Genomic DNA, 13,631 nt, shown 5'->3' with positions numbered 1-13,631 from the left:
GCGCTTTCTTTAAACAAACAATCTAACTTAGTTTGCCAAATTTGTATTGTCTGCTAGCATTCAGCGCTAAATCTACAAGCCCGAGGAACGACAACTATGTCTCGAGTATTAATTATTGGTGCTGGCGGTGTAGCCGCAGTGACTGTTAAAAAATGTGCGCGTTTGCCACAACACTTTGATGAGATTTATCTAGCAAGCCGTACAGTCTCCAAATGTGAAGCGTTACAAAAAGAAGTAGGCGCTGATCGCGTTAAGGCCGTTTATGCTGTTGACGCTGACAATGCCAGCGAAGTAGAAAATCTTATAAATGAAGTGAAGCCTGATCTGGTCATCAATCTTGCGTTGCCGTATCAGGATTTGCCTATAATGGATGCGTGCCTGGCAACCAAAACCGACTACCTCGACACCGCGAATTACGAACCTAAAGATGTAGCAAAGTTTGAATATTCCTGGCAGTGGGCTTACCAAGACAAATTTAAAGATGCGGGGATCATGGCATTGTTAGGTAGTGGGTTTGACCCAGGCGTGACCAATGTCTACACCGCTTATGCGGCTAAGCACTATTTTGATGAAATTCATTATCTTGATATCGTCGACTGTAATGGCGGTGATCACGGACAAGCTTTTGCGACAAACTTCAACCCCGAAATCAATATTCGCGAAATTACCCAACGTGGTCGCTTCTGGGAAAATGGTGAATGGAAAGAAACTGACCCATTAAGCGTACGCGAAGATCTGGATTATCAAAATATCGGGGTACGCGCCTCCTATCTGATGTTTCACGAAGAACTCGAGTCATTAGTTAAACATTTTCCAACATTAAAACGCGCGCGATTCTGGATGACATTCGGTGATGCCTACTTAAACCATTTGCGGGTACTTGAAGGTATCGGAATGACCAGCATCGAGCCAGTCGAATTTCAAGGGCAAAAAATTGTCCCGCTAGAGTTCTTAAAAGCGGTGTTACCTAATCCTGGTTCGCTCGCCGAAGGTTACACCGGCATGACATGTATCGGAACCTATATAACGGGTGTAAAAGACGGTAAAGAAAAGACCATCTTTATTTACAATAATTGCGATCATGCTAAATGTAATGAAGAGGTGGGCGCACAGGCCGTATCTTACACCACAGGTGTGCCTGCTATGATTGGTGCAGCGTTGATGTTAAATGGTACGTGGAAAGAATCTGGGGTGTGGAACATGGAGCAATTCGATCCTGATCCGTTTATGGAAATGCTAAACGAACATGGCTTGCCATGGCATGTATTAGAGTGCGACAAAAGCCCTTTCGCTAAGTAATCAAAAAGTAAAAGTGGAGTAACTCGGTTGACCGATTTAACAAAACGTGCAGACATCCCTTCGCCTTGTTATGTCTTGGAGGAAGAAAAACTTGTCCGCAATCTGGAGCTTATGAAACGTGTTCAGGATGAATCCGGGGCACGCATCATATTGGCACTAAAAGGCTTCTCCATGTGGTCCAGTTTTGACATCATCAAGCCTTACCTGCACGGTGCTACCGCGAGCTCGGTGTGGGAAGCCAAATTGGCAAGTGAAATGGGAAAAGAAGTGCATGCCTATGCACCGGCCTATAAACCCACGGATATTGCGGAACTGAAAAATCTGGTCAACCACATCTCTTTCAATAGCCTTGCCCAGTGGCAGCGCTACAAAGATGATGTAAATGGGATCTCCACCGGTTTGCGCATCAATCCTGAACATCAGGAAGCAAATACACCTTTATATGATCCGGCGGCGCCCGGTTCCCGCTTGGGTATTCGTGCCAGTGAACTGCAAAAAGTGGATCTGACTGGAATCGAAGGGTTTCACTGTCACAATTTATGTGAGTGCGACTCTTTCGCCACTGAACGCACGCTCAGTGCCATTGAACAACGTTTTGCCAAGTGGTTACCGCAATTAAAATGGTTGAATTTAGGCGGCGGCCATCTTATGACCAAAAAAGGTTATGAGGTTGATCATTTAATCACTACCCTTAGCAATTTCAAAGCGCGTTATCCGCATCTGGACATTATTCTTGAACCAGGGTCAGCCGTTGCGTGGGAGACCGGTCCATTAATTGCTGAGGTCGTTGATATTGTTGATAACGAAGGCCCTATCGCTATTCTGGATATTTCAGCCACAGCCCATATGCCCGATGTACTTGAAATGCCCTATCGCCCTACGATACTTGATAGTGCGGAAGAGGGTGTCAAAGCTTTTACCTACAAACTAGGCGGGAACTCCTGTCTTGCTGGGGATGTGATTGACAAATATTCTTTCGATGCCCCCCTTAATATTGGGGATCGGCTGCAGTTTGAAGACATGATGCATTACACCATGGTCAAAACCACCTTCTTCAATGGGGTTGAACATCCTGCTATTGCCATTTTACGCAGGGACGGTGCTTTAGATGTGGTACGGCGATTCAGCTATGAGGATTTTAAATCAAGACTATCCTGATTGGTAAAATGCCAGCACCACGCCTTCTCTGGGCTCGTGGCTTCCCAGTTAATTCCATAGGGTAGCTCAAATTTTCGGTTATATAAGACCCCATCCTTCGATGGGGTGACGCCTCTGCAGAAATGGGGTGGCATTTTCGAACAGATGGTGTGACATCTTTGAATGGGTGGCGTGGCATCTTCGCATCGATGGCGTCGTATCGTCGAATCGAGAGGCTGACATCTTTGAACCAATGGAAACGCATCTACGAATCGTTAGCGTTACATCTTTGTATCGATGAGATACCAGCTTCAGATTGTTAGAAGCGTAACAGCGTTCCTGCAAGGAAAGGTTACGCCATAATGACGCCAAAGTTACTGCATTAGTCTAAATCACGCTATTGCCACGCGCGACCTGCGACTCATCTACTTCGCCTTCCACTAAGCGTTTGTCGTCAAGATAAATGGCATACCGCGTACCTTTTGGGGCGGAAATGCTGTAATTAAAGCCATACATTGTATTTTCTTTTAACTCGACATTTGTTTCCCGATGCGGATAAATCAGCTCATATTGGCCGCTATCCTGGCCCTGCGAAAACACATCCACGGTCCAACGGCCCTCTTGAATCTCAATTCTTAGTGTTGATACTGTCATGTTACCTCCTTTCATCCCAAACCGTATTGATGATTTATCAGCTTAGAGATAGAGGCAGGTATCTAGTCAAGGCGCTTTGGCGAACAGTGAAGGATGCTGGAGCCTCTCAAGCCAATGTAACGCAGAATAGATATCCGCCGCCATCTCCCTGTGAGCGCGGCTCTTACACTTTTAAGCAGCACCAATTATGCGCGATTTGGGTGCACTAAATCTTCACAAAATTGGTTTGTTAAAAGTGTAAAAATTCACACCCTGAGTGAGCAAACATCAATGCGGATTGGTATCACCTACATGGTAACCATTACGCGATATGTCAGTGATCGTTCAATTCCAATCCAATTTGATACAGTCGATTCTTTTTAAGGCCGTAATGTTGAGCCACAATAGCAGCGGCTTTTTTAAGAGGAAGCTCCGTTTGTAATATCGTCAATAACTGCAAAGCTTCGGGTGGTACTTCGGTAGTAGTGCTTGCACAACCTGCAATCATCAATACAAACTCCCCTTTTTGATGCGCGGGATCGCGATGTAAGTACTCTAGAATGGTTTGTGGATTACCACTGACATAAGTTTCAAACGTTTTGCTGATTTCTTTAGCTAATACCAGTTGCCGATCTTCCCCTAACACCTTCGCAACCGCTTCCACGGTGTCTACCACGCGACGGGGTGCTTCGTAAAACACAGAGGTTATCGTTCGCGTTTGCAGGGTTTCCAAAACTTGTTCCCGTGCCAGCATTTTTACCGGCAGGAATCCTTCGAAGACAAACTTATCGGTGGGTAAACCCGAAGCACTTAACGCGGTAACAGCGGCGCACGGGCCTGGTAGTGCTATTATTTTCACGCCCTCTTCTCTGCATTTTCTCACCAATACAAAACCTGGGTCGCTAATCAGCGGAGTGCCCGCATCACTGACCAACGCGACGGACTCACCATCGATTAATCGTTGGCACAACATGGCTGCGCGTTTGTCTTCATTGTGCTCATGTAAAGACAGCGTTCGTCCATTTATTGAAAAGTGTTGCAACAACTTATGGGTATGCCTGGTGTCCTCTGCCGCAATCCAATCGACATTTCTTAACGTATCAAGCGCACGTTGGGTAATATCCTGTAAATTACCGATCGGGGTGGGAACGATATAAAGAGTGGCAGATGATGACATAATAGCCTTATTTTCAGTTTGTTATCCGGACCCTAGGGTATTTTCAGCCATCTTATCAGGTAAAAGTTGGTACAGTTCTTTATTGCTACCATAGCTTTTCTGGCTGGAATCATTAAACTTGGAATCGTTAAGTGAAAACGCAAGGACCCCTGAGTGCATTTACCTCATATAGTAGCTTTGATAAAGCCTGTCGTCACCTGCGCATTGGCGGTTTTATTAGTCGCTTGTTCAAGTTCCCCAGAAACACAGCCTAAAATAGCTAAACCTGAAGTCATTTCCCCTATTGAGAAGGAGAATGCAGCTTATACTCCGCAAGAGCTGATTGAGCAAGCCCGACACGTATGGCAACAGGAACGTGATGCTGCACAGCGCGATGCACTTCTCCTTGACGCGGCAGCTATGTATATTAATCAATCGAAAGTATTCAAGGCACAAGCGTTGCTCAAAATGATTGAGCGCAGCAATCTTAGTCCCACCTTACGCGAACGGACAAACCTGTTAATTGCTCAGGTATATATGGACAGCAGCGAAGCCTCTGCCAGTGAGTTGTTGACCTTAGTATCTCCTCTTTCCACCAATAAGGATATTCGCCAACAGCAACTTCAGTTGCAAACGGATTTATATCATCGGCTACAAAATTGGGCCGCGGCTGCGGATGCACTCATTAGCTCACACCCGGCGACCGAGGAAACGATTGCAAAAGTCTGGCAATGGAGTAACCATATTCCAAAGGAGCAGCTAGGCAAGGCACAGCAAGATTATCCTGCTCTACGCCCTTACCTTGCGTTACGTAGTTTGGTGGCAACCTATGGTTTACAGCCAGCTAAACTCAGTGAAAATATTGTTCAGTTTAAGAGGGTTTTCCGTGGACATCCTTTATTGGACTACTTACCAGAATCTGTGACTCGCGCCACCCAGCTGTCAATAAAGGCGCCAGAAGACATCGTCGTATTACTCCCCTTAAGTGGCAGGCTGGAAGCAACCGGTAACGCCGTCAAAGAAGGCATTGTCGCCGCTTATTTTGAGCATACGAAAAATGTGCGTTCGACACATCGCGTGCCCACTTTGCGATTTGTCGATACAGTTAATAAATCTGACATTCAATTAGTTGAGGAAATTGGAGAGAGTCGCTGGGTTATAGGCCCCCTTATTAAAGAAACCATCGAACATTTGCATGGCAAGCTACCGCCCTCTGTGAATATGTTAGCGCTCAATCGAATCAGTTTGAAAAAGCTCGAGGAAGCCTCTGCTATTCCTGAGGATAAGATTGCGAACAGTATGGAGCAACCTGATACCTTAAACCGCGCACAAGAGGTCGTGGGTCAGCAGGCCATTGCCTATTTCGCCCTGGCCCCCGAAGATGAAGCTGCGCAGCTGGCTGAGCTGATATTTGTCAATGGGTACCGAGCGCCCGTAGTAATTACCTCTGACAGCAATATTAACCAACGTATGCTGGCATCCTTTAGCCAACGTTGGCAGGAGCTGAATGCCCTTCGCAAAGGCCGTAACAAGATTAGCTTAACTAAAGTGACCTTTACCGATAACAGCTCATTGAAGGAGGGCGTTACCCAGGCGTTAGACGTTGCACAAAGTGAAAAACGTATCAATCAAATTCGCTACATGCTCAATGAAGAATTGTACAATATGCCGCGCAACCGAGAGGATATCGATGCAATCGTTGCCTTTGCTTCGCCTGAGCAAACCGAGTTGTTAAACCCCATGATCGAAGCCAGCATTAATCCATTTTTTGGCAAGACTGTGCCTGTCTATGCCACCTCACGCTCGGTAGAATATGACAGCACGAAAAACCAATGGCGTGATTTACAAAATGTACGCTTTCTGGATATGCCGTGGATGTTACCCCACAATCCCAAACAAGAGATGAAACAGCAACTCAACGGACTTTGGCAGGATCGCAGCACCCAAGAATCCAGATTGTTTGCCTTTGGAATCGATGCCTATCAACTCTTACCCCATCTGGCTAGTATGGCGCTTCTACCTCAGGTGGCGGTAGCGGGCCTCACCGGAGAGCTTTCTATGAATAAGAACGGTGAAATTATCCGTACTTTGCCGCAAGCGTTAATAAGTAACCAAAAAGTAACATTATACAAGCCGCTACAGTGACCCAAGCTAAACGGATTGGCAATAACGCAGAAGATAAAGCCAGGCTATATTTGCAACAGCGTGGCCTGACATTTGTGGCCGCCAATGTGCATAGCCGGTTTGGCGAACTGGACTTAGTGATGAAAGACAAAGCTTGTTGGGTGGCGGTGGAGGTGAAGTATCGTCGCTCGAGCCAATATGGCGATGCGATGGAGTTTGTTACCCCTAGCAAATTAACAAAAATCAAAATAACCTTTGAACAATTTTTGATTAAGCAAGGCCTTAATCCAGCAAGTACCCCTATGCGAATCGATGTTATCGCAGTAAACTCAACACACCTAGACTGGCTTCAGAATGTGGCATACTGAGCCATTATTCCGAAAGCGTATAAAGAAACGATTATGATTGAAAATATAAAAGCAAATTTCACCGAAAGTATTCAAACTAAAATTGCTGCTTCCGAGATGTTACCTGAAGCTATTGAGAAGGCTGCGACCATGATGGTGGAGGCTCTCATTCGCGGAAATAAAATATTAAGTTGCGGAAATGGCGGGTCGGCGGGGGACGCTCAGCATTTTTCATCTGAGATGCTAAACCGCTATGAACGCGATCGCCCTAGTCTGCCTGCGATTGCGCTATCCACTGACACCTCAACGTTAACCTCTATCGCCAATGATTATAGCTATGATGAAATATTTGCAAAGCAGGTCAGAGCGTTAGGCCAGCCAGGCGATATTTTGTTGGCGATATCGACCAGCGGTAACTCTCGTAACGTTATAGCGGCGATGGAAGCCGCTCTCTCCCGTGATATGACAATAGTTGCCTTGACAGGCAAGGATGGCGGTGAAATGGCCGGATTTCTGAATGAACATGACGTAGAGATCCGTGTGCCGTCGAATCGCACCGCGCGGATTCAGGAAGTCCACTTGCTTGTTATCCATAACCTGTGCGAATGTATAGATGACAGCCTGTTTCCTGCCGAACATGAGGAATAACCATGATAAAACAAGGTGTTAAGCAGATTGCTGCAGTATGCGTAGCAACGTTGGTTATCGCATCATCTCAAGGTTGCGCTGTGGTTGCTGTAGGCGCCGCAGGGGTGGCCGCGAAAGTTGCGACAGACAGACGAACTGTTGGCACCCAGTTGGACGACCAGACTTCAGAGGGCAAAGTGGCCTACAATTGGTCACAAAACGATTCCTTAAAAGAATTAGCCAACCTCCAGGTTGACGTCTATAACGGCGTGGCCCTGTTAACCGGCCAGGCTCCTTCTGCTGCACTAATCCAAGAGGCATTAAAAGCTGCCCAAAACGTGGAATCACTCAATAAAATTCATAATCAAATTCGCGTAGGTGAGCCCATTGCGGCAACCACTCAGGCTAACGATATATGGCTTGCCTCAAAAGTTCGCACAAAGCTGTTGACTGACGATCGCATACCGGCGCTTCAGGTGAAGGTGGTGGTGCAAGATAGCGAAGTATTTTTACTCGGCAGGGTAAATAATCAGGAAGCGACCTCTGCCGTTGAAGTAGCCCGGAATGTCACTGGGGTAGCTCGGGTAGTTAGGGCGTTCCAGATTATTCAGTAACATCGTTGGGGCTGTAGCGTATCAACACGCGCAGCCAGTTTGTCGACAATTTCCCTCTAAAACTGTTGATGAACATCGGCGACCATTCTGTAAAATACGCATGACACTGCATTTTAAACTTTTCATTAAGCCTGCCTGCGTTTAATTGACATCCTTGACTTCGCTCTCTATATTGTCGACAAAGTTTTAAAATGTCGTCGATTTCATCCATGGATTTTACCAGTGAATCAGCAGTAACCAATGCCGATAAAACCTACATACAACTTCGCAACGATATTGTCGAGGGGCGCATAACCGCTGGCACTAAACTAAGTGAAGTCGAACTATCGACCAATTACTCGGTCAGCCGTGCAGTCATTCGTGAGGCCATCAATCGATTGATGGCGTGTCATTTGGTTGAACGAAAAGCGAACGTCGGCGCGCGAGTGGTGACGCTCTCACCAGAGGGGCTGGAGCAGCTATATCAGGTGAGAGAATCATTGGAAGGGATGGCGGCGAGATTAGCTGCTAAACATATGACCGATCAGGAAATTGCGGACTTGCAACAACTTCTCAATGCGCACTTTGATAAACAGGTACAAGCAGGCGAGTCCTACTATCAGGAAGCCGGTGATGTAGACTTTCATTATCGTATAATTCAAGGTAGTAAAAATCAGCATTTGATATCAGTGCTGGTAAATGGTCTTTATCACTTGGTGCGGATGTATCGAGTACAATTAGGCATGGCTGGCCCGCGGGTTACCACCGCCTTCGACGAGCATCTACACATCGTTAAAGCAATTGCTAACCGTGACGAAGAATTGGCTGAAATCCTCATGCGTCGACATATTCTTTACTCAAAAAATAATGTTCAAACTAAACTTCTCAATCATTCAAACCTAAAAGGACAATGAAATGAGCCCAGGTAAAAAATTTCGTCAGGCGTTAACTGACAACTCACCTCTTCAAATTGTAGGAACCATAAATGCCTACACTGCCATTATGGCGAAACAAATCGGTCATAAGGCAATCTACCTTTCAGGCGGTGGCGTGGCGAATGCGTCTTACGGATTACCTGACTTGGGCATGACATCATTGAATGATGTTATTGCTGATGTGCAGCGCATTACTGCGGCTTGTGACCTTCCTTTACTGGTTGACATTGATACCGGTTGGGGCGGGGCATTTAATATCGCCAAGACCATTAAAGATATGGAAAAAGCCGGGGCCGCTGCTGTGCATATGGAAGATCAGGTGGCGCAGAAGCGTTGTGGTCATCGGCCGAATAAAGAAATTGTGTCAACTGAAGAAATGGTGGATCGCATTAAGGCGGCGGTAGATGCCCGCACTGATCCTGATTTCTTTATCATGGCCCGTACCGATGCTTTTGCCCAGGAAGGCATCGATGCCGCGATTGAGCGTGCTAAAGCCTATGTTGCGGCCGGTGCTGACGGTATTTTTGCGGAAGCAGTGCAAACTGAAGAGCATTACCGCGCCTTTGCTGAAGCCCTTGACGTACCTATTCTCGCCAACATCACTGAGTTCGGTAAAACAGAGTTATGGAATAAAAAAGAATTAGGTGAATGGGGCGTAGCGATGGTGCTGTATCCACTAAGCGCGTTTCGGGCCATGAATAAGGCAGCAGAAACGGTTTACACGTCTATTCTTGAAAAAGGCGATCAAAAAGCGGTTACCGATATGATGCAAACACGTATGGAGCTGTACGATTATCTTGGCTACCACGAGTATGAGAAAAAGCTCGATAGTTTGTTTGCTCAAGGCAAAAATAAGTAACCCTTACACAATAATAATGCTGTGCTGGAACTTTCTGGCACAACCAAAGACTCTACAAATTAAAATCGGAGATTAACTTATGGCGAAACAACTTAGCGGTGCCGGATTACGCGGCCAGGTGGCAGGCAAAACAGCGCTTTCGACTGTTGGACAAACTGGCTCTGGTCTGACTTACCGCGGGTATGACATCAAGGAACTGGCCAATAAGTGTCAATTCGAAGAAGTCGCCTATCTGATTCTGAAAGGCAAATTGCCCAATCAGCAGGAATTGGATTCCTATAAAGCTAAATTACAAACGCTGCGCGGTTTGCCGCAGGAATTAAAAGACGTGCTCGAGCGTATTCCAAAAGACGCTCATCCCATGGACGTGCTACGTACAGGTTGTTCAATGCTTGGCAATCTTGAGACAGAAACCAGTTTTGAACAGCAGCAAGAAGTGACTGACCGCATGCTTGCATGTTTCCCCAGTATTATTTGCTACTGGTACCGTTATTCGCACGATGGTGTTCGCATCGATGTGGAAACGGACAACGATTCAATTGGCTCGCATTTCTTACAAATGCTGCATGGTAACAAGCCGAGTGAACTTCATGAGCAAGTTATGCATGTGTCGTTAATACTTTACGCAGAGCATGAATTCAATGCTTCTACCTTCACTGCACGAGTGTGCGCGTCAACCCTATCTGATATGCATTCTTGTGTCACCGGGGCAATAGGCTCACTTCGCGGTCCTCTGCATGGCGGAGCGAATGAAGCGGCCATGGATATGATTGAGAAGTTTAACTCACCTGACCATGCCGAAGAAGAAATGATGGGTATGCTGGCGCGGAAGGAAAAAATTATGGGCTTCGGTCATGCGATTTATTCTGAATCAGATCCACGAAATGAAATCATCAAACAGTGGTCTGAAAAACTGGCCAAAGACGTGGGCGATGAAGTGCTTTACCCCGTTTCTGTACGTTGCGAAGAAGTGATGTGGCGGGAGAAGAAATTGTTCTGTAACGCAGATTTTTTCCATGCGTCTGCCTATAACTTCATGGGCATTCCCACTAAGTTATTTACACCTATCTTCGTGATGTCGCGTTTAACTGGCTGGGCTGCTCATGTGATGGAACAGCGCGCTGATAACCGCATCATCCGTCCTTCAGCAGAGTACACGGGTGAAGACTTGCGTACAGTGACGCCTATAGCTGAACGCGGCTAATATAAGCCAAAAAGCCAAGCCTAAGAGGCCAGATTTTTGTCTGGCCTTCTTCTCATTTGAAACAGGATATCACCATGAACACCGATTACCGCAAACCGCTTCCCGGTGCATCGCTGGATTACTTCGATACCCGCGAAGCTGTGGAAGCTATTGAACCAGGCGCCTACGACAAACTGCCCTATACTTCTAAAGTATTGGCAGAAAACCTGGTTAGAAAATGCGACCCCGCAGCACTCACCGACTCGTTAAAACAACTGATTTATCGCAAACGTGATCTTGACTTCCCCTGGTTCCCGTCACGCGTTGTTTGCCACGACATTCTGGGTCAGACGGCGTTTGTTGACCTGGCCGGATTGCGCGACGCCATTGCAGCAAAAGGCGGTGATCCTTCTAAAGTCAATCCGGTGGTACCTACACAGTTAATCGTTGACCACTCGCTGGCCGTTGAGCACGCTGGCTTTGAAAAAGACGCGTTTGACAAAAACAGGGCGATTGAAGATCGCCGTAACGATGACCGTTTTCATTTCATCAACTGGACCAAAACCGCCTTCAAAAATGTCGATGTTATTGGGCCGGGCAATGGCATTATGCATCAGATCAATCTGGAGAAAATGTCTCCGGTGGTGCACGCCAGAGATGGCGTGGCGTTCCCCGACACCCTAGTGGGTACAGACAGCCATACTCCGCATGTGGATGCGTTGGGTGTGATCGCCGTCGGTGTAGGAGGCCTGGAGGCAGAGAGTGTCATGCTTGGTCGTGCTTCCTATATGCGTTTGCCAGACATTGTAGGTGTTGAACTAACGGGCAAACCCCAACCCGGCATCACCGCCACGGATATCGTACTGGCGTTAACCGAGTTTTTGCGTAAAGAGCGTGTGGTCTCAGCGTATTTAGAGTTCTATGGTGAAGGCGCATCGCACCTCACCTTGGGTGATCGGGCTACGATTTCAAATATGACACCTGAATATGGTGCGACCGCAGCAATGTTCTATATTGATGAACAGACCATTGAATATTTGAAACTAACAGGCCGCGAAGATAAACAGGTTGCCTTGGTAGAAACTTACGCTAAGCAGACAGGGCTATGGGCCGATGCGTTAAAAACGGCAGAATATGAACGCGTACTTAAATTCGATCTGGCAAGTGTAGGTCGAAATATGGCCGGTCCGTCTAATCCTCACGCCCGCTTGTCCACCAGCGATTTGAGTAGCAAAGGGATCAGCAAGCCCATCGAGCAGGAAGCAGGAAAAATGCCGGATGGCGCTGTGATAATCGCAGCCATCACCAGCTGTACAAATACCAGTAACCCGCGCAATGTGATTGCGGCGGGATTGATTGCGCGCAATGCCAAGCGTAAAGGCCTTGTACGTAAGCCTTGGGTCAAATCATCTTTAGCGCCCGGTTCGAAAGCGGTGCAATTGTATTTGGAAGAAGCGGGCTTAATGGAAGATCTGGAAAGTCTAGGCTTCGGTATTGTCGGCTTTGCATGTACCACCTGTAACGGCATGAGCGGAGCGCTCGATCCAGCTATCCAGCAAGAAATTATCGAACGGGATTTATATTCTACTGCCGTACTGTCTGGCAACCGTAACTTCGATGGTCGTATTCACCCCTATGCCAAGCAAGCTTTTCTGGCTTCGCCGCCTTTGGTCGTGGCGTATGCCATTGCGGGCACCATTCGCTTTGACATTGAAAAGGATGTGCTCGGTCATGATGATAAAGGCAACCCGGTTACCTTGAGCGATATCTGGCCGACGGATGAAGAAATTGATGATATTGTCAGCAAGCATGTGAAACCCGAGCAGTTCCGTAAGGTTTACGAGCCCATGTTCGACTTGAAAGTTGAATACGGCAAAGATTTATCACCGCTTTACCAATGGCGTGAAACCAGCACCTATATACGCCGCCCCCCCTATTGGGAAGGTGCGCTGGCCAAGGCGCCCTCTTTGAAAGGTATGCGTCCACTGGCGATTTTCGGTGACAATATCACCACGGATCACTTATCCCCCTCAAACGCCATACTGGCATCCAGTGCAGCCGGGGAATATCTGGCGAAAATGGGCTTACCAGAAGAAGATTTTAACTCTTACGCTACACACCGAGGTGATCACCACACTGCCCAACGTGCTACGTTAGCTAACCCTAAAATTTTTAACGAAATGGTAATGGAAAATGGCGAGGTGAAGCAAGGATCCCTAGCTCGTATTGAACCAGAAGGTGAAGTAGTGCGCATGTGGGAAGCGATCGAAACGTATATGGATCGGGGTCAGCCACTCATTATCGTAGCGGGTGCCGACTATGGTCAGGGTTCATCCCGGGACTGGGCCGCGAAAGGAGTGCGCTTGGCCGGAGTGGAAGTAATTTTAGCTGAAGGCTTCGAACGCATTCACCGTACCAATCTTATTGGTATGGGTGTGTTACCACTTGAGTTTAAAGAAGGGACAACCCGTAAAACCCTTAAGCTGGATGGCACAGAAACCTACGATGTATCGGGTGAACCTGCACCTGGCGCTACGTTGGAAGTTGTCATTAACCGTACTGACGGCACCCGGGAAACTGTGCCCGTGAAATGTCGCTTAGATACCGCAGAAGAAGTCAGCATATACAGTGCTGGGGGCGTGTTACAACGCTTTGCCAAAGACTTTCTTGAAGCGGAAGAAACCGCCTGAAACACGACTAAGTCAGTGAGATAAGCTAGCCTGCAAACGAATTGCAGG

General features: G+C 47.2%; 12 protein-coding genes. 10 read left to right on the top strand and 2 right to left on the bottom strand.

Going from position 1 to position 13,631, the window contains the following annotated elements; all coding sequences use genetic code 11:
• The first annotated feature begins 96 nt into the window (after positions 1 to 96).
• Positions 97 to 1,299, top strand: coding sequence for a saccharopine dehydrogenase family protein (locus OPS25_RS00560; protein WP_265615694.1), 1,203 nt, complete (start codon positions 97 to 99; stop codon positions 1,297 to 1,299).
• 27 nt (positions 1,300 to 1,326) lie between these two features.
• Positions 1,327 to 2,457 carry a carboxynorspermidine decarboxylase gene (gene nspC, locus OPS25_RS00555; protein ID WP_265615693.1) on the top strand — a complete coding sequence of 377 codons (1,131 nt, stop codon included), beginning with the start codon at positions 1,327 to 1,329 and terminating at the stop codon, positions 2,455 to 2,457.
• A gap of 366 nt (positions 2,458 to 2,823) precedes the next feature.
• Here nspC and OPS25_RS00550 read toward each other — a convergent pair whose 3' ends face one another.
• Together OPS25_RS00550 and rsmI are read right to left on the bottom strand one after the other, a co-directional pair.
• Positions 2,824 to 3,090, bottom strand: a complete 267-nt coding sequence (locus OPS25_RS00550) for a hypothetical protein (RefSeq protein WP_265615692.1) — start codon at positions 3,088 to 3,090, stop codon at positions 2,824 to 2,826.
• Positions 3,091 to 3,403: 313 nt separating this feature from the next.
• Entirely contained in the window at positions 3,404 to 4,246 is an 843-nt protein-coding gene (gene rsmI, locus OPS25_RS00545; protein WP_265615691.1) for a 16S rRNA (cytidine(1402)-2'-O)-methyltransferase, read from the bottom strand.
• Positions 4,247 to 4,399: 153 nt separating this feature from the next.
• On the opposite strand from rsmI, the gene OPS25_RS00540 reads away from it, so the two are divergent.
• From OPS25_RS00540 to acnD, 8 genes are all read left to right on the top strand, one after another.
• Positions 4,400 to 6,370, top strand: coding sequence for a penicillin-binding protein activator (locus tag OPS25_RS00540; RefSeq protein WP_265615690.1), 1,971 nt, complete (start codon positions 4,400 to 4,402; stop codon positions 6,368 to 6,370).
• Complete coding sequence (locus OPS25_RS00535) at positions 6,367 to 6,717, top strand: YraN family protein (RefSeq protein WP_265615689.1); 351 nt, start codon at positions 6,367 to 6,369, stop codon at positions 6,715 to 6,717. The genes OPS25_RS00540 and OPS25_RS00535 overlap by 4 nt, the downstream gene beginning before the upstream one ends.
• A gap of 33 nt (positions 6,718 to 6,750) precedes the next feature.
• Positions 6,751 to 7,344 carry a phosphoheptose isomerase gene (locus OPS25_RS00530; RefSeq protein WP_265615688.1) on the top strand — a complete coding sequence of 198 codons (594 nt, stop codon included), beginning with the start codon at positions 6,751 to 6,753 and terminating at the stop codon, positions 7,342 to 7,344.
• A 2-nt stretch (positions 7,345 to 7,346) separates the two neighbouring features.
• Complete coding sequence (locus OPS25_RS00525; RefSeq protein WP_265615687.1) at positions 7,347 to 7,937, top strand: BON domain-containing protein; 591 nt, start codon at positions 7,347 to 7,349, stop codon at positions 7,935 to 7,937.
• 209 nt (positions 7,938 to 8,146) lie between these two features.
• Entirely contained in the window at positions 8,147 to 8,830 is a 684-nt protein-coding gene (locus tag OPS25_RS00520) for a GntR family transcriptional regulator (protein ID WP_265616131.1), read from the top strand.
• A 1-nt stretch (position 8,831) separates the two neighbouring features.
• Positions 8,832 to 9,710, top strand: a complete 879-nt coding sequence (gene prpB, locus OPS25_RS00515) for a methylisocitrate lyase (protein WP_265615686.1) — start codon at positions 8,832 to 8,834, stop codon at positions 9,708 to 9,710.
• A 79-nt stretch (positions 9,711 to 9,789) separates the two neighbouring features.
• Positions 9,790 to 10,914 (top strand): bifunctional 2-methylcitrate synthase/citrate synthase, encoded by a 1,125-nt coding sequence (prpC, locus tag OPS25_RS00510; protein ID WP_265615685.1) that lies wholly within the window; start codon positions 9,790 to 9,792, stop codon positions 10,912 to 10,914.
• Between the two features lie 74 nt (positions 10,915 to 10,988).
• Positions 10,989 to 13,583 carry a Fe/S-dependent 2-methylisocitrate dehydratase AcnD gene (gene acnD / locus OPS25_RS00505; protein WP_265615684.1) on the top strand — a complete coding sequence of 865 codons (2,595 nt, stop codon included), beginning with the start codon at positions 10,989 to 10,991 and terminating at the stop codon, positions 13,581 to 13,583.
• Positions 13,584 to 13,631 lie beyond the last annotated feature (48 nt).

Source organism: Alteromonas aquimaris, assembly GCF_026183695.1.
Classification (GTDB): Bacteria; Pseudomonadota; Gammaproteobacteria; order Enterobacterales; family Alteromonadaceae; genus Alteromonas; species Alteromonas aquimaris.
This window is presented reverse-complemented; position numbering and strand designations above follow the sequence as displayed.